General features: G+C 65.6%; 19 protein-coding genes and 3 pseudogenes. 7 read left to right on the top strand and 15 right to left on the bottom strand.

Annotated elements, in window-relative coordinates; all coding sequences use genetic code 11:
- Positions 1-5 precede the first annotated feature (5 nt).
- The 7 genes and pseudogenes from QFZ47_RS00890 to QFZ47_RS00855 all read right to left on the bottom strand — a co-directional run bounded on the left by QFZ47_RS00890 (position 6) and on the right by QFZ47_RS00855 (position 6,294).
- The gene (locus tag QFZ47_RS00890) at positions 6-449 is read right to left on the bottom strand and encodes a MaoC family dehydratase (RefSeq protein ID WP_307653819.1); all 444 of its coding nucleotides are present in this window, start codon (positions 447-449) and stop codon (positions 6-8) included.
- Positions 442-2,094: an AMP-binding protein gene (locus tag QFZ47_RS00885; protein WP_307653818.1), complete on the bottom strand. Its 1,653-nt coding sequence runs from the start codon at positions 2,092-2,094 to the stop codon at positions 442-444. Before QFZ47_RS00885 ends, QFZ47_RS00890 begins: the two co-directional genes overlap by 8 nt.
- Positions 2,091-2,831, bottom strand: a complete 741-nt coding sequence (locus tag QFZ47_RS00880; protein WP_307653817.1) for a nitroreductase — start codon at positions 2,829-2,831, stop codon at positions 2,091-2,093. Before QFZ47_RS00880 ends, QFZ47_RS00885 begins: the two co-directional genes overlap by 4 nt.
- A gap of 136 nt (positions 2,832-2,967) precedes the next feature.
- Positions 2,968-3,987 (bottom strand): AraC family transcriptional regulator, encoded by a 1,020-nt coding sequence (locus QFZ47_RS00875; RefSeq protein ID WP_307653816.1) that lies wholly within the window; start codon positions 3,985-3,987, stop codon positions 2,968-2,970.
- Between the two features lie 399 nt (positions 3,988-4,386).
- A pseudogene (locus QFZ47_RS00870) lies at positions 4,387-4,559 on the bottom strand (IS5/IS1182 family transposase); the annotation flags it as partial.
- Between the two features lie 165 nt (positions 4,560-4,724).
- On the bottom strand, positions 4,725-5,432 hold the full coding sequence (locus tag QFZ47_RS00860) for a Crp/Fnr family transcriptional regulator (protein ID WP_307653815.1): 708 nt from the start codon (positions 5,430-5,432) through the stop codon (positions 4,725-4,727).
- 121 nt (positions 5,433-5,553) lie between these two features.
- The gene (locus QFZ47_RS00855) at positions 5,554-6,294 is read right to left on the bottom strand and encodes a Crp/Fnr family transcriptional regulator (RefSeq protein ID WP_370880549.1); all 741 of its coding nucleotides are present in this window, start codon (positions 6,292-6,294) and stop codon (positions 5,554-5,556) included.
- Between the two features lie 243 nt (positions 6,295-6,537).
- Between QFZ47_RS00855 and QFZ47_RS00850 the strand changes: the two genes are divergently transcribed.
- The 4 genes from QFZ47_RS00850 to QFZ47_RS00835 all read left to right on the top strand — a co-directional run bounded on the left by QFZ47_RS00850 (position 6,538) and on the right by QFZ47_RS00835 (position 9,089).
- Positions 6,538-7,662 carry a sensor histidine kinase gene (locus tag QFZ47_RS00850; RefSeq protein WP_307653814.1) on the top strand — a complete coding sequence of 375 codons (1,125 nt, stop codon included), beginning with the start codon at positions 6,538-6,540 and terminating at the stop codon, positions 7,660-7,662.
- Positions 7,663-7,700: 38 nt separating this feature from the next.
- Positions 7,701-7,952: a hypothetical protein gene (locus QFZ47_RS00845; protein WP_307653813.1), complete on the top strand. Its 252-nt coding sequence runs from the start codon at positions 7,701-7,703 to the stop codon at positions 7,950-7,952.
- 137 nt (positions 7,953-8,089) lie between these two features.
- Positions 8,090-8,248 carry a DUF3309 family protein gene (locus tag QFZ47_RS00840; protein WP_015866021.1) on the top strand — a complete coding sequence of 53 codons (159 nt, stop codon included), beginning with the start codon at positions 8,090-8,092 and terminating at the stop codon, positions 8,246-8,248.
- A gap of 469 nt (positions 8,249-8,717) precedes the next feature.
- The gene (locus QFZ47_RS00835; RefSeq protein WP_307653812.1) at positions 8,718-9,089 is read left to right on the top strand and encodes a response regulator; all 372 of its coding nucleotides are present in this window, start codon (positions 8,718-8,720) and stop codon (positions 9,087-9,089) included.
- Positions 9,090-9,200: 111 nt separating this feature from the next.
- On the opposite strand, the gene QFZ47_RS00830 is transcribed toward QFZ47_RS00835, so the two are convergent.
- The 3 genes and pseudogenes from QFZ47_RS00830 to QFZ47_RS00820 all read right to left on the bottom strand — a co-directional run bounded on the left by QFZ47_RS00830 (position 9,201) and on the right by QFZ47_RS00820 (position 10,556).
- Positions 9,201-9,533, bottom strand: a complete 333-nt coding sequence (locus QFZ47_RS00830; protein ID WP_307653811.1) for a collagen-like protein — start codon at positions 9,531-9,533, stop codon at positions 9,201-9,203.
- Between the two features lie 160 nt (positions 9,534-9,693).
- Positions 9,694-9,844, bottom strand: a pseudogene (locus QFZ47_RS00825) (IS3 family transposase); the annotation flags it as partial.
- Between the two features lie 189 nt (positions 9,845-10,033).
- Positions 10,034-10,556 (bottom strand): annotated as a pseudogene (locus tag QFZ47_RS00820) (P-loop nucleotide/nucleoside kinase family protein).
- Positions 10,557-10,697: 141 nt separating this feature from the next.
- On the opposite strand from QFZ47_RS00820, the gene QFZ47_RS00815 reads away from it, so the two are divergent.
- On the top strand, positions 10,698-11,600 hold the full coding sequence (locus QFZ47_RS00815) for an alpha/beta fold hydrolase (RefSeq protein WP_307653810.1): 903 nt from the start codon (positions 10,698-10,700) through the stop codon (positions 11,598-11,600).
- Positions 11,601-11,740: 140 nt separating this feature from the next.
- Here QFZ47_RS00815 and QFZ47_RS00810 read toward each other — a convergent pair whose 3' ends face one another.
- The 5 genes from QFZ47_RS00810 to QFZ47_RS00790 are packed head-to-tail and all read right to left on the bottom strand — an operon-like array spanning position 11,741 to position 17,613.
- Positions 11,741-12,712 carry a D-2-hydroxyacid dehydrogenase family protein gene (locus QFZ47_RS00810; RefSeq protein ID WP_307653809.1) on the bottom strand — a complete coding sequence of 324 codons (972 nt, stop codon included), beginning with the start codon at positions 12,710-12,712 and terminating at the stop codon, positions 11,741-11,743.
- A 14-nt stretch (positions 12,713-12,726) separates the two neighbouring features.
- On the bottom strand, positions 12,727-13,719 hold the full coding sequence (locus tag QFZ47_RS00805; RefSeq protein ID WP_307653808.1) for a Bug family tripartite tricarboxylate transporter substrate binding protein: 993 nt from the start codon (positions 13,717-13,719) through the stop codon (positions 12,727-12,729).
- Between the two features lie 29 nt (positions 13,720-13,748).
- On the bottom strand, positions 13,749-15,836 hold the full coding sequence (locus QFZ47_RS00800) for an acetate--CoA ligase family protein (protein ID WP_307653807.1): 2,088 nt from the start codon (positions 15,834-15,836) through the stop codon (positions 13,749-13,751).
- Positions 15,833-16,636: an enoyl-CoA hydratase/isomerase family protein gene (locus QFZ47_RS00795; RefSeq protein WP_307653806.1), complete on the bottom strand. Its 804-nt coding sequence runs from the start codon at positions 16,634-16,636 to the stop codon at positions 15,833-15,835. Before QFZ47_RS00795 ends, QFZ47_RS00800 begins: the two co-directional genes overlap by 4 nt.
- Before the next feature lie 11 nt (positions 16,637-16,647).
- The gene (locus QFZ47_RS00790; RefSeq protein ID WP_307653805.1) at positions 16,648-17,613 is read right to left on the bottom strand and encodes a tripartite tricarboxylate transporter substrate binding protein; all 966 of its coding nucleotides are present in this window, start codon (positions 17,611-17,613) and stop codon (positions 16,648-16,650) included.
- A gap of 115 nt (positions 17,614-17,728) precedes the next feature.
- Here QFZ47_RS00790 and QFZ47_RS00785 point away from each other — a divergent pair, with 115 nt between their 5' ends.
- On the top strand, positions 17,729-18,493 hold the full coding sequence (locus QFZ47_RS00785; protein WP_307653804.1) for an IclR family transcriptional regulator: 765 nt from the start codon (positions 17,729-17,731) through the stop codon (positions 18,491-18,493).
- Positions 18,494-18,648: 155 nt separating this feature from the next.
- Complete coding sequence (locus QFZ47_RS00780; protein ID WP_307653803.1) at positions 18,649-19,647, top strand: Bug family tripartite tricarboxylate transporter substrate binding protein; 999 nt, start codon at positions 18,649-18,651, stop codon at positions 19,645-19,647.
- Positions 19,648-19,681: the final 34 nt, after the last annotated feature.

The raw sequence follows: 19,681 nt of genomic DNA, 5'->3' as shown, positions 1-19,681 counted from the left end.
CGCGCTCACGCACCGGAGGTCAGCAGGACGGTGCCGTGTGCGAGAACGCGGGTCCGGTCGTCCGATCCTTTCATGCATCCCTGCAGTTCGATGATGCTGCCGCCCTTCGGACGGGCCGCGATCGATGCAACGCTCCACTCGATCAGCACCGTCTCGCTCGCCAATACGGGACGCAGCAGATCGACAGAGAAGTTGATGCCCAGGACATTTCCTTTTTTTGCGAAATGCGTGGCGGTCAGTCCCATCAGCAGCGAGGTGGTATGCGTGGCGCTTGCGATCAGTCCGCCGAAGCGCGTGCTTCTTGCGAACTCCGCATCGTGGTGCAGCGGATTCTCGTCTCCCGCGGCCAAGGCAAATGCCCTGACTTGCTCTTCGTCGAAAGTGTGGGTTCGCGAGAAGCGGTAGCCGGGTTCGACCGGCGCACCGGCGGCGGGCTCGAACTCAACCATGGCTCGCGAGGCCGGCGATGGCTTCCTGGCTTCCGGCCTGCTGGCGCAGGCGGAACTTCTGGATCTTTCCCGTGGCCGTCTTCGGCAGGCTGCCGAATATCACCCGGCGTGGACACTTGAAGTGGGCCAGCCGCTCCCGGCAGAACGAAATGATCTCTTGTTCGGAGGGCGCCGGAATGCCCGTCCTGAGTTCGATGAACGCGCACGGCACCTCTCCCCATTTTCCGTCGGGCTGGGCAACCACCGCGGCATGCAAGACGGCCGGGTGCCCATGAACGACATCCTCGATCTCCACGGAAGAGATGTTCTCGCCGCCCGAAATGATCACATCCTTCGAACGATCGGTGATCTGTGCATAGCCGTTGCCATGAAGAACCGCCACGTCGCCGGTGCGGAACCAGCCGTCGGCGAGCGCCTTGCGTGTCGCCGCCTCGTTCTTGAAGTAGCCCATCATCACCGTGTTCCCGCGCAGCATGAGCTCCCCGGCGGTTTTTCCGTCGCGGGGGACCGGCTCCAGCGTGTCCGCATCGCCGACCATGAGGCCTTCGAACATGGCGGCCCGCACGCCCTGGCGCACCCGCAGCCTGCCTTGCTCGGCCGGCGCAAGATCGTCCCAGCCGTCTTGCCACGCGCAACTCACCGGCGTGCCGGAAACCTCGGTGATGCCGAACACGTGCTCCACGTCGAAGCCCATCGCCAGGACGGCGTTCAGCACGGCCAGTGGAGGCGGGGATCCCGCGGTCAGTACCCGCACCGAACGGGACAGCCTGAGGTTCCGCGCCGAATCCGAGAGCATGGCCATCACGACCGGCGCCGCGCAGAGATGGTCGATCTGGTACTTGTCGATGGCCTCCAGCACCGCTTCGGCAGAAATCCGGCGCAGGCACACGTGGGTTCCGGCCGCCGCCGTCACGGCCCAGGTGAAGCACCATCCGTTCGCATGGAACATGGGCAGTGTCCACAGGTACTTCGGCGCGCGCGGCATCGCCCAGTTCGTGATCTGCAGCAGGCTCATCAGGTAGGTGCCGCGGTGGCTGGCGACCACGCCCTTTGGGTCTCCCGTCGTACCCGAGGTGTAGTTCAGCGCGATGGGCTGCCACTCGTCGCTCGGCCAGCGGCCGGGGAAGTCCGGGTCGCCGCTGGCCAGCAGCGATTCATAGTCGGTCTCGCCGATGCGTTCGCCGGGCGGTGCGAGGTGGTCTTCGATGTCGATGACCGGGGGAGGGCTGTCGAGAAGCTTCAAGGCGGCGGCAACCGTCCCGGAGAATTCGCGGTCGACCAGCAGCAAGCTGCATTCGCCATGGCGCAGGATGAACGCAATCCCTTCAGCATCCAGCCGGTGATTGATCGCGTTGTGCACGGCACCTGCCAGCGGCACGCCGAAGTGCGACTCCAGCATCGCCGGCGTGTTGGGCGCCAGGACCGAAACGGTGTCGCCCGGCTGGATGCCTCTGGCCGCCAGCGCCGACGCCAGGCGATGGCAGCGCTCGCGCGTCTGCGCCCATGTCCGCGTCAGGTCGCCGTGCACCACGGCCACGCGGTTCGGATGGGCCAGCGCGGCGCGGTCGAGAAAGCCGAGCGGCGTCAGCGGCACATGATTGGCCTCGCAGCGATCGAGGCCCTTTGCATAGGATTGCGCGCTCATGTTCTTGTCTCCTTCGTGGTGTCGTGGAACGTCGTGAATGCGCAAACCGGCTCTCGCTCGGTGGCGAGCGAGTTTTCGATGGAGGACTCGTCGGCGTAGCCCAGGCTCATGCCGCAGACAAGCATCTGGCCCGCGGGGATTCCCAGGAACTCGGCGATCTGGCGATGAAACTTCAGGAAGGCGGCTTGAGGACAGGTGTGAAGGTTGCGGCCCCGTGCGGCGATCATCACGCTCTGCAGGAACATGCCGCAGTCCAGCAGGCTTCCTTCCTGGAGCGCGCGGTCGATCGTGAAGAACAAGCCCACAGGCGCATCGAAGAATCGGTAGTTGCGCCCATGCTGCATGTGCATGCGCTGCTTGTCGCCCTTGGCAATGCCAAGCAGCCCATAGAGATCCCAGCCCACCTTGCGGCGCCGCTCCAGGTACGGGGAGAGCCATTCGCGCGGATAGTAGTCGTAGGGCTCGAGCAGTTCCCCCGATCTTCCGGGGTCGTCGTCGAGCGCTGCGATCGCAGCGGACAGGCCGGCCTTCGCGGCCCCGGTCAGGACATGCACATGCCAGGGCTGCATGTTCATGCCGGAAGCGCTGTAGCGTGCGGTCGAGAGAATCGCTTCGATCTCTTCCTGCGGCACCGGCCTGGGCAAGTACGCCCTGATGCTGCGCCGCGTGGCAATCGCCCAGTCGACTGCGCCTTGCAGCGCCTGTGCGCCCAGCGGCGGCGCCATCCTTCGGTTCATTGCGGGTTTCCTTGTTTCTGGACTGCCCGAGCAGGTTAGTTCCGCAAGGCTCCGATGCCCATGCCCGCAGGCCTCGATCTGGCCGGGGCTTTCGGGCATGCGGATGTCTCTTCGGCGCGCGCTGGGCGCCAGCGGCCTATTCCCGCACGTGCGCAGAGGAGCGATAGCTTCCCGGGCTGACGCCTGTCCATTTCTTGAATGCGCGATGAAAGGCGCTGGTTTCCCGGAAGCCGGTGCGGGCGGCGACTTCCGCCACCGTCAACGAGGCGCTCGACAGGAGATCGATCGCGATGTCCCGCCGCAGATCGTCTTTCACCCGCTGGTAACTCAGCCCCTCCTGCTGCAATCGACGCTGGAGCGTGGTGCCGGAGATGCAGAGCGCTTGCGCGAGCTTCTCCAGTTCGGGCCACGCATCGGGCATCTGGCTGCGAAGCCGGTGCCGGACCTGTGCGCTGGTGCTCGAGTCATTGCGGTACTTGACCAGCAGATTGGCGGGCGCTGCCCGCAGGAAGTTGTCGACGGTCAGCGCAGATTCCGCGATCTTCAGGTCGAGCAGTTCGCTTGCGAACGTGATGTGCGTGGTCTCGGCATTGAACTTCACGTTCTCGCAGAACCGCGTGCGGTAGTGGCTGTCATCGGCGGGAGGCGGGCATCGAAACCGCATTTCGCGCAGCGGAATTCGCCTGTGCACGAGCCAGCATGCCAGCCCATGGACGAGGATGAACCAGGTGCCGTAGCCGAACAGCCGGCGCAGCACGCCACCGTCGTGCAGGATCACGCGCGCCTCGTCCGCCGATCGGACCAGCTCCCCGCGAAAGTCGTCCAAGGTGGCGTGAAGAAATCGGAGGATCCGGCGCAGGGCGTGCTCCAGGTTCTCCGAACTGACCGCCGCACGCGTCATGAGCGCATAGCTCCCGCGGCGCAGTCCGTGGCTGTCCAGCCCGAAGAACTCGTCATCCATCAGATCGGCCAACGCCACCCACATGCGCGAATACGCAGCGGCCGAAATGCGCGCGCGCGGCGCGTCCAGCAGATCGCGGTCCAGCCTTGCGATCTCGAGCACGCCGCTGATGTCCATGTTCCTGAGCGCGGCGGCGCGAATCGCCTCGTGCACGAGCTCAATGGAAACAGTGCCCTTCAGCCCTGCTGACTTCATGCGAACTCTCTGGGGATGGTTGATCAGGGTGCGCCCCTGGCCGTGGGGGGTGCGCGGCCTGATCTTAAGACCCGATACAGCATCAGCGCCAAGGCCACCCAGGCGGTCGGCACGATGGCCGCAAAGAGTGGGCTTCTTTCGGGTTCACTAGTGTCAAGTCCGGCCCCGCGCGACAGCAGGTACTTAACAATATCAACCTGCCCAGACGATGCCGCAAGATTCGGCGCATTGCCATCGAACGTTCCGCCGTGGGGCGTCTCGCAAGGACCGGTCGTGGCCGAGGCTGTGTGGAAACGCCCTCGTCGCGCCAGTATGCCGAACTCTGGTGCTGTCGATGCCTGGTGGGCCTCAATAGACAGCCAGTAGGCGGGCTGTCGAGAATGACTGCGTTTGAGAGGCTCACGCCCCCACCAACTGCGTCGCCTTCATCGTCTTCGCGATCCCCAGGATTCGCATCACCCGCTTGAGTTGTACGCCAGCACGTGCAGGCTCATCTCGGTGCTGACGTGCGTCAGCGTCTTCGTCAGGAAGTGGGTGGACCCCATCCAGTGCTTCAACGTGCCAAACACGTGCTAGCCTTCTGCACCGCGTAGTGCAGCACCAGGTTGCCCGGGGGGCGGCAATCGACGGTAAAGGCCGGACCGGCCAGGCGCACTGCCGGATCGATCGGCTTCATGCCGGCTGTTGCCTGGAGCAGCGCACATGCAAGACGGCGCCGCATCGCGGCCGACCGGCAGCTATGCGATCAGGTGCGCATAGCTGCGCCGGTTGGCCCGGTAACAATCGCATGCCGCGTTCTCCAGCCCTTCGCGGTCCGTGATCGTGATGACGCCCCGTCGATAGTCAATCAACCGGCGCGTGTGCAGCGCCGTTGCCGCATTGGTGATGCCGACCCGGCGCACCCCCAGCATGCGGCCCAGCACTTCATGGGTCAGCGCGAGGTGCGTCGAATGCGCGCAGTCCTGCGTGGTCAGCAGCCAGCGCGCCAGCCGCTCCTCGATCAAGTGGAAGCGGTTGCACAGGCCCGAGCGGCCGAATTCCATCAAGAGCACGCAGACGTAGCGATTGAGGATGCGCTTGAGCTTCGAGTTCTGCTCCAGCTCCTGGGCGAACGATTGCGCCGTCAGACGCCAAGCCATGCCGCCCCCCTGCACCAGCGCCCGCAGCGGCGCGCGCTGCACGTCCAGCGACAGCTCGTAGCCCAGGGCGCCCTCGTTGCCCACCATCCCCGTCTGGAGGCCATCGTGGCCGTCCGCGGTCGACACCAGCGAGACGAACGCGCTCGTGGGGAAATGGATGTGATGAATGACATCGCCCGGCTCGTAGAGGATCTGCGCCGTGGCCAGCTGCACGCTGTCGCAGCGCTCGAGCAGGTGCGCCCGGTCCGCGGGCGGCAGCGCCTCGAGCAGGCGATTGAGGATGGGGCGGGGCGGGGCTGATGTCACGGAACCGCCTGTTGGAAAGAATCAAGAATCAGCGCGGGAATGCGCAACCGAGCGCATTGTTGCCGAGGGCCCCTCTCGCGTCTGTGCGCAGGCGCACCAATGCGGCGCGATCGCCGCTGGCTCAGGTTGCGAGCTGACGGGGGAGCAGACGATCCGTTTCACGCTTCACGACCTCATAGCACTCGCACACCTGCTTCTCCAGCCCTGGGCGGTCCAGCACCGTGATGTGGCCCCGCGAGTACTTGATCAGGTTCAGGCGCTGCAGCTTGCCGGCCGCCTCCGTCACTCCTTCGCGCCGTACGCCGAGCATGTTGGCGATCAGCTCCTGGGTCATCACCAGCTCGTTGCCGGGCAGCCTGTCGAGGCTCAGCAGCAGCCATCGGCACAGCTGCTGTTCCAGTGAATGATGCCTGTTGCAGACGGCCGTCTGCGACATCTGGGTGATGAGTGACTGGGTGTAGCGCAGCAGCAGATGCAGCAGGGGCCCGCCGTTGTCGGTCAGCTGCTTGATGTGGCTGGCGCTCAAGCGGAATGCGTGGCCTGCGCTTTGCACCACGGCGCGGTTGGGCGTGCTGCCCCCGCCCATCAGCAGCGCCACGCCGACCATCCCCTCGAATCCCACGACGGCGATCTCGGCCGATTGCCCGTTTTCCAGCACGTACAGCAGCGAGACGATGCAATCGGTCGGGAAGTACACGTACTGCTGGACCACGCCCGATTCGTACAGCACTTCGCCCAGCTTGAGCGGCACCAGTTCAAGGAGTGGCATCAGGCCCGTCAGCACCTCCGGCGGCATCACCTCCAGGAGGCTGTTGCGCGCCACGGCTGCGCGCGAAGAAGACGAGGGAGAAGACGATGCCATGGCGGAAGGAGATTCCAAAGTGCCCATCATTTTGCCGCCGATACCTCGGTGTCTGTGCGCTTCCGCACACAGTCGAGGGAATGCAAGTGCCGATCGCAAATCGGCACGCCACGGTATGTGCGACACCGCACCGACAATTCTCCCCTGAGCCGCTAAAGATGTCGGTACGCCTTCCAAGTTTCTAAGTAGAAGCAGGCGACATTCATTGAATGAAGCGGGCGAAAGCCATCGAGGTCTCGGAACATGCGCAACTTTCTCACCAACAACCGGGAGGAACTGGTTTCACGGTGCAAGTCGAAGGTTGCACTGAGGCCCCGGCGGGCCGCCACGGAACATCAGCTGGCGAATGGCATCCCGTTGTTTCTCGAGCAGCTGATAAGAACCCTTGCGGCCGAAGAGGACGACAAACCCGCCGACAGCATCAGGATCTCGGGGCCATCGGGCGGGGACTCGCTGGCCTTGTCGGAAATGGGGGTGTCCGCCACAGCCCATGGCAAGGAGCTGCTGAAGCTGGGCTACACGGTTGACCAGGTCGTTCACGACTATGGCGACCTTTGCCAGGCGATCACGGACCTGGCCTTTGAACGCGATGCCCCGTTCGCTGTCGCGGAATTCCGGACCTTGAACCGGTGCCTGGACAACGCCATTGCGGACGCCGTCACCGAGTTCAGCTTCCAGCGGGATACGCAAATCGCCCGCCAGCAGAGCCTCGACGCGACAGAGCGTTACGGATTTTTGGTTCACGAGCTGCGCAATTCCCTAGGGACAGCAACCTTGGCGATTCACGCGCTTGAACTCGGCAACATGACAGTGAGAGGCGCCACCGGGGCCGTGCTGAAACGCAGCCTGTCAGCAATGGGTGCCCTGATCAGCCGGGCGCTCGCCGAGGTGCGCAGCGGCGCACCGGACCAGCGGCAGACATTTTCCGTCGCCTTGTTCATCAAGGACGCTGAAACCGCGGCCCAACTCGTCGCAAGCGCCGTGGGTTGCGTCTTCGAGGTGCCGCCTGTCGATTCCCTGCTGGCCATCCGGGGAGATCGCGAACTGCTGCTCGCCGCGCTGGCAAACCTCCTGCAAAACGCGTTCAAGTTCACGCACCCGCACACCGACGTCGCCTTGAAAGCCTATGAGCTTGGCGAGCACGTCCTGATCGAAGTCGAAGACCACTGCGGAGGGCTGCCATCGGGAATCGCCGCCAAGATGTTCGCCCCCTTCCATCAGCACAGTCATGACAGGCCGGGATTGGGTCTGGGTCTTTCCATCGCCCGCCAAAGCGTTGAAGCGGACTTCGGCACTCTGACGGTTCGGGACGTGCCGGGTGTCGGTTGCGTATTCACCATATGCCTGCCGCGTTACGCCCTCCCCTGACCGGCACTCGATCGTTCTCTCATCCGAAAGGACTCGCCATGGATACTCAATTACTGATTCGGATCGGACGCATGACGCCGCCTCGCTGGCTCACGTTATCGGCGGATGTTGCCGCGGCAAAGCGGCTGGCTGCGAGCGGCATGATCGAAGTGACTCTCGAGGTTCAAGGCAAGGCGAAAAGACTCGCCCTGGAAGTTGCGCATGTGGACGCGATCACCAGCGAGGGCGCATCGGCGATCGCGAGCGAAAAATCCTGCTCGCGGAAGAAAGCAGCGCTCCCGACGCCGTGATGGCCGTTGCTGCCCCGGAGGCAAGGAAGAACCATCTGCTGGCGTCAGGCAAGCGCATTCCGGTTTGTTCGATAGCGAACAGACTGGAGTGCGCTGCTTCGGTATCTTGATATCAAGCAAGCACCTAGGAGTGAATCATGAGCATTGGCACCATTCTTTTGATCATCCTGATCCTCGTTCTGGTCGGGGCGTTTCCGTCATGGCCGCACAGCCGTGGCTGGGGTTACGGTCCGAGCGGAATTCTCGGCATCGTCGTGCTCGTACTGATTGTCTTGTTGTTGACGGGACGCATCTAGCGCTGAGGTCTATGCGAGTTCATCAGCCGGTGATGTCAACCCGTATCGATGCGAGGATCCACGATGCCCATGCAATTGCTCGAGCGGCTCTACTCCGCAGATATGCCCATGACCATCGATGCGCATGAGGACATCGAGAAGTGTGACTTGCTGCGCGCTGCAAGGCAGATAGAGGCAGATAGAGGCAGATAGAGGCAGATAGAGGCAGATAGAGGCAGATAGAGGCAGATAGAGGCAGATAGAGGCAGATAGAGGCAGATCTTCCGCCATTCATACATTGCCAGGGGCGAACAACTTATTCCGGTCAAGCCACGGTGATGCGGGTGACGGCCAGGGGCGAAGCGGCCTTGAAGATGCGAGCCTGCTCCTTGTTGAACTCGGTGCAATGCTCTCCCTGTCCAGTGACGTCGCACGCACGGTGACGAGACGGGCCTGTGCGGTTCACGACATCAGCAGGAGGCTTCCTTAAATGACGCTTGCCGTTTTCATAGTGGAAGACGAGCCATTGATCCAGGACAGCCTCAAGGTCGTGCTCGAGGGCTACCTGCAGGCAGAGGTCGTCGGGACCGCGCTCTCTGAGGCCGAAGCTGTGGCTTGGCTCCAGGCGAACGAGGAGGCATGGCAGCTTCTCGTCGTGGATCTGTTGCTGAAGCAGGGAACAGGACTCGGCGTGTTGGCCGCCCTTTCGGTGCTCGGCAGAAAGAAGGGGATCGTGGTGGCGTTGACCAATGCGGCTTCTCCGGACAACCGCGCCGAGTGCATTCGTCTGGGCGCCGATGCGGTCTTCGACAAGGCAGCGGAAGTCAATGAGTTCCTCGCCTATTGCGCTGCCGGGCATTGACGGACGCGGGACGCCAACCAGATCTCGTGACCAGACAGTCGCCCTCAGGCGCCGAACCAGCGCCGGACGGTCCCTGAAGCATCCCGAAAGAAGGGCGCGTTGGTCAATGCGTCAGCGTGCGGCCGGAACCACGACAACGGTTCCACTGCCGGTGCCAGTGCTGCCGGTATTGCCTCTGGCGCCCGTTGCGCCGGTATTGCCCGTGTTGCCGGTATTTCCCTGATTACCGGTTTCCCCTGTGGCGCCGGTGTTGCCGGTACTACCGGTGTCGCCTGTGTTCCCTGTGTTGCCGGTATTTCCCCTCGCGCCTGTGGCGCCTGTGGCGCCTGTGTAGCCAGTGCTTCCGGTGTTGCCCGTGTTGCCTTGAGGGCCCATGGGGCCGGTGCAGGCAGATGCACCGAGCAGAGCGAGCAACAGGGCGGACGGGAGTAAATACTTCTTCATGGCAGTTCCTTGGAGTTTTGGGGGTGCAGCTCAATAGAGGCTACGCCGGCCACAATGACTGCCGGCGCGGACTGCGTCTGTTCGGCACCGCGCATAGATGCGGTCATGAACTCATGCATAACCCTCTTCGACTCTCCCCGTGAATCGCCTCGGGATTCAGATGGTTGAACCACACTCGTTCAAGCGTCGCAAGTTCCGCCGCCTTCCGGGCGCACGGCGATGGATCAAATCAGCTTGTAGCGGCCGTTGATGGTCTCGGCCAGGGCGTTGTCATAGGAGTCGCCTTTGATGCCCACTGATGGGCATCGACCCAGCCGTTGGAGAGGGAGATGCTGACGTACAACCTCAAGCGGGTGATGCGAATCCTGGGGATCGCGAAGACGATGAAGGCGATGCAGCTGGTGGGGGCGAGAGCCTATCAAATGCAGCCTTGTTGACATGCAGCGCTTCGGTGCACATCAAACGCAGTCATTCATTCTCGCCAGCCCGCCTACAGACTGTCAGCCATAGCGAACGATATTGAAGCCTTCCTCCGCCCCAGGCGGGATGCAATGGCTGGTGATTTGATCAAATTCCGCATCAGTCGTTTGGAAGGGGTGTTCGCCCGAGAGGTTGCGAACACGCAGGCGCGCCTTGCAAACTTCCTCGGGAACCTCCAGGTAGTGCAGGCGATGGGCTGCCCCAGCTTTCTCGAAAACGCCTCGGGCCCAGCTTCTTGTGGTGGTGGTGTTCGAGGAGAAGTCGAGTACGACGGACGTGCCGGCTGCGAGCAGTGCCGTAATGTGGCCGGCCATCGCTTCGCGCAACCTGCCGGCGCAGCGAACGTAATCCGCGATGGCATGAATCTCATTCGGATAAAGGCGTGCGAGCCAATCGTCCTCGCTGATGAGAACCGTCTTCGGCTCCGCCGCGAGCCGCTTTGGTGAGCGTCGACTTTCCAGACCCGATCTTTCCGCAAACCATGTGCAGGACCGCTGGCACGGACAGGGTGCTGGCAGTCTGCGCAGCTTCGATTTCAAGCATTCCAATCTCCAGTAAGGCTGAGGAGCCCCAGGAGGCAGAAAAAAAACCCGCCTCATCGGGGCGGGTTGCTTTTGGCTACTCTGGCCGCGCGCTAACCCACATGCCATTGCGTAGGGATCCATCGGGGATGGACCTGCGGCCGTGGTTCTTCACGGCACGCCATTTTCGTCGGCCGAGTGGCGACGCATCGCGCCATGCCTCGCTCGCGAGCGGCGCGTTTTCTACTTCGACATGCGGGGCTACGGGCTCTCCGACAAGCCGGACGCAGACGTCTCCCGCGGCGTGCAAAACGAGATTTTCGCGGCCCTGTATCTGCATTGGGGTCTCGGCAGCCCCGACGTGGTGGCGCACGATTTCGGCGGATCGAACGCCCTGCGCGGCCATCTGCTGGATGGCCTGGACTATCGCTCGCTCGTCCTCGTCGACCCGGTGGCAATCAGCCCGCAAGGCTCGCCGCTGGTGCAGGCAGCCAGGAAGCATGAAGAGGTCTTCGCGAGCCTCCCGGCCTACATCCATGAAGCCATGCTGCGGGCCTATATCGGAACAGCGGTCGGGAACGCGTTGCGCGAGGACGAGATGCAGCTCTACCCTTGGTGCAGGAAGATGCACCCGAGGCCATCGTGGCTGCGACCTTGCGGTTGTGGGCTGCGATCGATGGCTGAGTGCCGATCAGGTGCCAGTCTGAACCGGCACATGTCGGGTGTGACGCAAGGGTCACAGCAACCGCAATCCCCTGGGGAATCGAACGAAGGTCCGCGCGGGTCCGGTCACGCTGCCCGCCTTGGCGATCTCGGCGAAACCCTCTTCCGTGATGCGAGTCACCGTTGCCACCTGCCATACGGCTTGCCGTGCCCGCGATTTGATGGCTGCGAACTCCGCCTCGATCAAGCCAGTGGCCAGAAGCATCGAGACCTGCCGGACTTCCTCCGGATCGGTGACGCGGACAGGCAGCTGCACCCATTGCAGCCTCAACAGAAGGAAGAGTGGCATTCTGTTCTCCAGTGGCCGGCTCGAGAAGATGTCTCGAACGACCAGTCGTTTTAAATGTGAAGTTGTCACATTCAGACCGGCCGAGGAGCGTCAGAATAAGTCGATCCGCCGTGTGCGCCATCGCCGCCTCGAGCAGCGTTTCAGAAAAAAGCATTCCTGAGGGCGCGGCGACGCTCGAGCTTCCGAAACAGGCCCTACCCCGGTCGCAGGACCGAGGGGTTGAGCACCTCCCTCAAACGCCCTGCGGCAAACGCGTTGACGTGGTCGAAGGCGATGCCGAAGTAGCGCTCGTAGTTGTCGCGCTCGACATAGCCGATGTGCGGCGTGCACAGCGCGTTGGGCAGGTGCAGGAGCGGATGTTCGGCAGCGCGTACGGGCTCTTCCTCGAACACGTCCACGGCCGCGAACCCGGGCCGGCCCGCCGCCAGCGCGCGCTCCAGTGCACCGGGTGCGACCAGTTCGGCGCGGCTGGTGTTCACCAGCAGGGCGCTGGCCTTCATGCGCGCCAGGTCTTCGTCTGCGACCATGCCCAGTGTGTGCTCGCTGAGCCTCACATGCAGACTGATCACGTCGCTCTGCGCGAAAAAGGCTTCGCGCGAGGGCGCCACTTCGAAGCCGTCCGCGCGCGCCGCCGAAGTCGAGCCTTCGCGCCCCCACACCCAGACCTTCATGCCGAACGTGCGTCCATAGGCGGCCACCTGGCGGCCGATGCGTCCATAGCTCCATACACCCAGACGCTGGCCGCCGAGCTGCTGGCCCAGGTGGCCTTGCCACTGGCCCTGGCGCAGCCGCGTGGCTTCCTCGACCAGATGCCGGCGGCTTGCCAGCGTCAGTGCCCAGGTCAGTTCTGCGGTGGCCGAACCCGCGCCGCTGCCTTCGGCCACCGCCACGCCGCGCGCCGTGCAGGCTGCAAGGTCGACGTGGCCCGCCAGCTTGCCGGTCTGGCTGATGAGGCGCAAGCCGGGCAGGCGCTCGAGCAGCGCCGCATCGATGCGCGTGCGCTCGCGGGTGAGCACGATCGCCTCGGCGTCCGCGAAACGGGCGGCGAGTTCATCGGTGCTCATCACCGTGTCGTTGAAGATGCGGACCTCGTGCCCGTCGAGCTTGCCGAAGCAGTCGAGCGTGCGGACGCAGTCCTGGTAGTCGTCGGGAATGACGATGCGCATGGGGCGGCGCTCCTTCATTGCAGGGTGATGTTCAACTGCTGGACCGTGCGCTTCCACAGCGCGAGGTCATCGCGTATCAGCGCCGTGAATTCGGCCGGCGGCATGCCGCCGGGCTCGATGCCCTGGGCCTGGAAGATCTCGCGCACTTCCTGTGTATCGAGCGCGCGCTTGACCTCGCCATAGAGCCGCTGCACGACCGGCGCGGGCGTGCCGGCCTTCAGCAGCAGCCCGTACCAGCCATGCACGTCGAAGCCGGGATAGCCTTGCTCGGCGACGGTCGGCACCTCGGGCAGGCCGGCGAAGCGCGACTTGGGCGCGACTGCGAGCGCGCGCAGCTTGCCCGCCTTGATCTGCGCCAGCGCTGAACTCATGTCGAGGAACATGAACTGGATCTGGCCGCCCAGCAGGTCCTGCACCGCCGGGCCGGCGCCGCGGTAGGGCACATGGACCGCGCGCATGCCGGCGCGTTGCACGAACAATGCGGCGCCCAGGTGCGCAGAGGTGCCGTTGCCCGAGGAGCCGTAGGAGAGGCTGCCGGGGCTGGCCTTGGCCATCGCAACCAGTTCCTGCAGGTTCCTGGCCGGGAAGTCCGGCTTCACCACCACCGCGTGCGGAATGAAGCCCACCACCGTGAGCGGTGCAAAGTCGCGCAGCGTGTCGAAGGGATAGTTCGGCATCAGCGCCGGATTGGTGACCGCGAGGATCGAGGGAAAGACCATCGTGTAGCCGTCGGCCGCACCGCGCGCGATCTCGCTCATGCCGATCACGCCGCCGCCGCCGGGCTTGTTGTCGACGATCACCGGCTGGCCGAGGCTGGGCGCCATGTTCTTGGCGATGGCGCGCGCCATCAGGTCGGTCGGGCCGCCGGCTGCAAAGGGCACGACGATGCGGATCGGCTTCGATGGAAAGGCGGACTGTGCCTTCGCGAACGGGCTCAAGGCCGCGAGCGCGATGCCGGCGCCCGCAGCGGCGTTGAAGCCTCGGCGCGAAATGCGATTCGGGTTCATGGTGTCTCCTTTTTTTGTCGTTGATCGGATCAAGGGGCGAGCACGGCCACGCCATCGGCGGCGCGCACGCCTTGCCCCTCGGGCAGCACGAAGATCGGATTGATCTCCGCCTCCAGGAGGCGGTCGCCGAGCGCTGCCGCCATCTGCGAGAACGAGACGATGGCCGATACCAGCGCCTCGACATCGCACACCGGCCGGCCGCGAAAGCCGTCGAGCAGCGGCCAGGTCTTGAGTTCGCGCACCAGCGCGGCGGCCTGCGCGCGCGAAAGCCCGCCGGGCGGCAGCATCCTGAGCGTGGTGTCCTTCAGCAGCTCGGCGGTGACGCCCCCCATGCCGAGCAGCACCGCGCAACCGAGCGGATCGCGATGAAAACCGAGGATGAGTTCGACGCCACCGCTCACCATCTCCTGCACCAGGAACTGCCGCGGCCGCACGCCCGCGCGCGATTCGACCTCCGCGGCCATGCGTTCGAGCCGTGCGCCGACCTGCTCTGCACTCAGGTTCACCGCCACGCCGCCGACATCGCTCTTGTGCGTGATTTCGGAGGACAGGATCTTCAGCACCACCGTGCCGCCGAACTCGCGCGCAGCGTCCGCTGCCTCATGCCCGTTGGCGACGATGCGCTCGCGCGCGCAGGGAACGCCGAAGCGGGCGAACAATTGCTTGGCCTGCGATTCGTCGAGCGAGCCGTGGGGCAGGCCGTCGATCGGGATCGGCGCGGTGGGCGCGGCACTTGCGGCCGGCGCGTTCCACAGCGCCCGCTCGCGCATGGCCGCCAGCGCGCTGGTGCAGCTCTCCGGCGCCATGAAGGCCGGCACGCCGCGCTGGTTCAGCAGGCTCGCGATGCCGGGCGCATGCGGGCTGACGTAGGCGAGCAAGGGCTTGTCGCTGCCCGGCAGGCTGTCGTGGATGGCACTGGCCATGAGGTCCGGCATCGCCAGGCCCGACGAGCCCACGATCACCACCACCGCGTCATAGGAGGGGCTTGCCAGCAGCGCCTTGATCGCCCCGCGCAGCAGCGCGGGCTGCAGGCCTGCGAGGGTGACGTCGATCGGATTGCGGTCGAGCACCGCATGCTCGCCCGACTGCAGTGCGCGCAGCGTTGCTGCCGTTCCTGCATCGGGTGCCGGCGTTTCGAAACCTGCGGTGCCGAGGCTGTCGGCCACCAGCGTGCCGGCGCCGCCGGTCGAGGTGAGCACCGCCACGCGCTGCCCGCGCAGGACGCGCGCAGTGGCCAGTGCCGCGGGAATGTCGAGCAGGTCGGCAAAGCTCTGCGCGCGGACCACGCCAACCTCGCGGAACAGCGCGTCGTACATGCGGTCGGCGCCGGCCAGCGCGCCGGTGTGAGAGACCGCGGCGGTGGCACCGGCTTCCGAGCGGCCGACCTTGAACACCACCACCGGTTTGCCCAGGCGAGCCGCCTTCAGCGCTGCCGCACGGAACTTCGCCGGATGGCGCAGGCCTTCCATGTAGAGCGCGATCACGGAGGTGGCCTCGTCGTCGGCGAGGTGGTCGACGAAATCGGCAAGGTCGAGGTCGACCTCGTTGCTGGTCGATATCAGCTTCGACAGCCCGATGCCGCGTGCCGCCGCGCGCGAGAGCAGGGCGCCCAGGATGCCTCCGCTTTGCGAAACCACGCCGATATGCCCGGCCTGGAATCCCTCCATCTCGAGCGCGCCGCTGGCCGACAGGGTGATGTTGTCCGTGAGGTTGACCAGGCCGATGGTGTTGGGCCCGAGGATGCGCATCGGACCCGCGGCTTCCATCAACTGCTGCTGGCGCCTCGCGCCTTCCTCGCCGACCTCGGTATAGCCGCTCGCGAGCACGATGGCGGCCGAGGTGCCGCGCGCGGCAAGCGCGCGCACCGCTTCGTGCGCGCGCTCGGCACCCAGCAGCACGATGCCGACATCGGGCGCCTCGGGCAGCGACTGCACGTCGGGATAGCACTTCAGTCCGCCGATCTCCGCGGCGCGCGGATTCACCGGGTAGATCGCGCCGGTGTAGCCATGCCGGGCCAGGTAGGCGATCGGCCGGCCGGCGGTCTTGGCCGGATCGGCCGAGGCACCGATCACCGCCACGCTGCGCGGCTTGAGAAGCAGGGAGATCGCATCGCTCATGCGGATTTCTCCCGCGTGCCGCCGTTCAGGAAGGCCAGCACCGCATCGCGGTGTTCCTGCGTCGTGTAGCAGATGCCCTGCGCCTGGCTGCCCTGCGCGAAGACCTGCTCGGCCGGCAGCTCGAAGCTCTGGTCGATGATGGACTTGCCGAGCGCGAGCGCTGCCGCCGAGCCCTGCGACAGCTCGACGGCCCAGGCCCGCGCATCGTCCAGCAATGCGTGGTGCGGGCTCACGCGATCGGCGATGCCGAGCGCCAGCGCCTCGGCCGCTTCCACCTTGCGGCCGGTGAAGATCAGCTGTTTGGCGCGCGACAGCCCCACGCGCCGCGGCAGGAAGTACATGCCGCCGCCGTCGGGAATCAGCCCGCGCTTGATGTAGCTCCAGGCGAAGCTGGCTTCTTCCGAGGCGATGACGAAGTCGCAGGCCAGCGCCATGTCGGCGCCCAGGCCGTTGGCCGAACCGTTCACGGCCGCGATCACCGGCTTGGGCATCGTGTGCAGCAATGCGATCGAGTGGTGCACGCGCTGCTGCCGCGTCCAGCCGTTGAAGCCGACCGCGCCGGCCGGCGCGTCCATGCGCCGCTGCATGCCGGCCACGTCGCCGCCGGCGCAGAAGCCCTTGCCGTTGCCGGTCAGGACCAGCGCGCGGATCGTCGCGTCGCCTGCCGCTTGCTCGAGTGCCGCGATCAGCTCGCTGCGCATCGCATCGCTGATCGCGTTGCGCTTCTCGGGCCGATTCAGCGTGAGGACGGCGATGCCGGCCTCGACCTTCAGTTCGATGAGGGAGGTGGTGGTGTTCATGAGGGGGTGCTTCAATCGGCTTTGATGTTTCCGTCCTTGACGACCTTGCGCCAGCGCATTTCCTCGGCCCGCACGTAGCGGTCGAGTGCTTCCGGCGCGCCGACGTCGACGGCCAGGCCTTCCGACTGCGTCTGCTTCACGAAGGCCTCTGCCTTCACCGCGCGGCGTACCGCATCGTTCAGCCGCGCGATCACGTCCCGGGGCGTGCCGGCCACGGCATAGAGGCCGTACCAGCTCTCCGCCGCGTAGCCGGGCACGCCGGCTTCGGCGAGCGTGGGCACGGCGGCGTAGGCCGGCGACCGATGCGCGGTGGTCACGGCGAGCGCGCGCATCTTTCCTGCGCTGACGAAGGGCCGCGCGGCGGCCGCGGTGGCAAACATCATGTCGACCTGCCCGCCGAGCAGGTCGGTCATGGCCGGGCCTGCGCCGCGGTAGGGCACGTGGTTGATGTCCACCTTGGCCAGGCTCTTGAAGAGCTCGCCGGCCAGGTGCGCCGAGGTGCCGTTGCCTTGCGAAGCGAAGGTCAGCGCGCCGGGCTTGGCTCTGGCTGCGGCGATCAGCTCCGCCACCGTCTTGTACGGCCGGTCGGCGCGCACCACCAGCACGTTGGGCGAGACGCCGATCAGTGCGACCGGCGCGAAGGCCTTGTCGGTGTCGTAGGGCAGCTTCGGCTGCAGCGCGGGATTGACCGCATGCGCGAAGGTGGCCATCAGCAGCGTGTAGCCGTCGGGCGCGCTCTTGGCGACCGCGTCGGTGCCGATGATGGTGCCGGCGCCCGGCTTGTTGTCGACGATGACGGGCTGGCCGAGCGCCTCGCCAAGGCCGATGCCGAGCGAGCGCGTGATCGCGTCGGTGCCGCCGCCGGGCGCGAAGGGAACGATGATGCGCAGCGGCTTGTCGGGGAAGGCCGCGAGGGCCGCTGGCGCGGCCAGCGCCGCGAGCGCGAGCGCCGCTGCGAGGCGAAGGAATGCACGCATGGATGTCTCTCTTTCCTGCTGTTCGATGTGCCTGAAGCTTAGGACGCATACTTCGCCAGCGCACCTGCCTCTTTCCACTGCATGGAATTGGAGGCCGGCTGCAAGGAGACATCGAATGCCCAGCCCATCCAACCGCTCGCTCGAACGCGGGATCGAGATCCTGCGTGCCTTCCGGCCCGGCTCCACGCTGTTGGGCAACGGCGAGCTCGCGGAGCGCACCGGCCTGGCGCCGGCCACCGTGAGCCGCCTGACGCAGACGCTGGTCGGCACGGGCCTGCTCGAACATGACCGGCCCGCGCGCGCCTACCGGCTCGCGGCGCCGGTGCTGGGATTCGCGCACGCCATGCGCACCGGCTCCGCCGTGCTGCAGGTGGCCGCGCCGCGGATGCGTGCGCTGGCCGAGAAGCTGCGCATCAACGTCGGGCTCGCGGTCGCCGATCGCTCGGAGATGCTGTACCTCGAATCGATCCGCTACAACAAGAAGGCGTCGCTGCGCAGTGTGGTGAGCGGACAGCGCGTGCCGATCGAGCTCACCTCGCTCGGCCGCGCCTGGCTGGCGACGGCGCCGCCGGCGCGGCGCGCCGAGCTGATGAAGGAGTTCGAGGCGCGCCGCAGCGATTGGCCGCGGCTTCGCAAGGACATCGACAAGGCCATCGAGAGCGTGCACCGCCGCGGCTGGTGCGTGGCCTCGTGGCAGCCCGAGATCGTTGCGCTGGCCACGCCGCTGGCGCTTCCGAACGAGCGCGTGCACGTGCTCAATGCGAGCCTCTCCACCAGCGAGCCGGCGAACGAGGTGGCGCTCGAGATGAGCGCGCCGCTGCTGGCGCTCGGCGAGCAGATTGCCCGTGAATTCAGCGCGCGTGGCGGCGGTCTCGCGTAGGCCGTTCGTCAGACAAAAATTTTTTTATGGTCTGTCCATGCGCGCAGCGCTTCAACGCGGCGAAGGCATTGGTAACACTGGCGGCAACGAAAAAATGCGTCCGGACATCACCGGCTCGCGCCGGCGATCCGCTCGCCCTTGACCGGAGACAGACCATGCCCCACACCACTTCGCGCCGCCGCCGCTTGATCTTCAAGGCCGGTGTCTCGGTCGTCTTGTGCGCCAGCGCCGCGAGTGCGTTTGCGGCGTACCCCGACAAGCCGATCAAGCTGATCGTGCCCTACCCGCCGGGCGGCGCGACCGACGTGATCGGCCGGATCATTGCGCTCAAGCTGGGCGACCAACTGGGACAGCAGGTGATCGTCGACAACCGGGGCGGGGCCGGCGGCAACGTGGGTGCCGAAGCCGCTGCCAGGTCTGCGCCGGACGGCTACACCTTGCTGATGGGCGCGCTCACCTCTCATGCAACCATGGCCACGCTGGAGAAGGGAAAGATCCGCTACAGCATCACCAAGGACTTCGCGCCCATCATGGTGGTGGGTTCGGTGCCGCTGGTGGTGGTCGTGAACCCCAGGCTGCCGGTGAAAGACCTCAAGGAACTGGTCGCCTATGGCAAGGCCAACCCCGAAAAGCTGAACTACGCCTCATCGGGCGCGGGGGCCCCGCAACGCCTGGCCGCCGAAATCATCCGCAGCGATGCGAAGATCAACATGACGCACATCGCCTACAAGGGCAGCGGCCCTGCCATGACGGATCTTGTGGGCGGGCAGGTGAACATGATGGTCGAGACGGTGCCCGCGGCGCTGCCGTTCATCGTCTCGGGGAAGTTGCGCGCGCTGGCGGTGACGATGCCTCAGCGCATCTCGATGCTCCCGGAGGTGCCGTCCGCGGTCGAAGCCGATATGCCGGCGCTGGACATCGCATCCACTTTCGGCGTGCTCGCGCCCGCCGGCACGCCCGAGAGCATCGTTGCGAGACTGAACGAAGCGCTGGCCAGGCTGGTTGGGTCGTCCGAAGTCAAGGAGATGTTGCTGAAGCAAGGCGTCTATGCGGCGGAGCCGACGACGCCGGCGCAAACGGCAAAGCGCATCGAGCTCGAGGTTGCCCGCTGGGAGAAACTGATCACTGCGGCCAACATCAAGGCGGATGAATGACGCCCGGAGTCCTGATGCACGAAACAAGGGTAAT

The sequence above is a fragment of the Variovorax paradoxus genome (genome assembly GCF_030815975.1).
Lineage (GTDB): Bacteria > Pseudomonadota > Gammaproteobacteria > Burkholderiales > Burkholderiaceae_C > Variovorax > Variovorax paradoxus_N.
The sequence above is the reverse complement of the archived record's forward strand: the minus strand, read 5'-3'. Positions and strand labels throughout refer to the sequence as shown.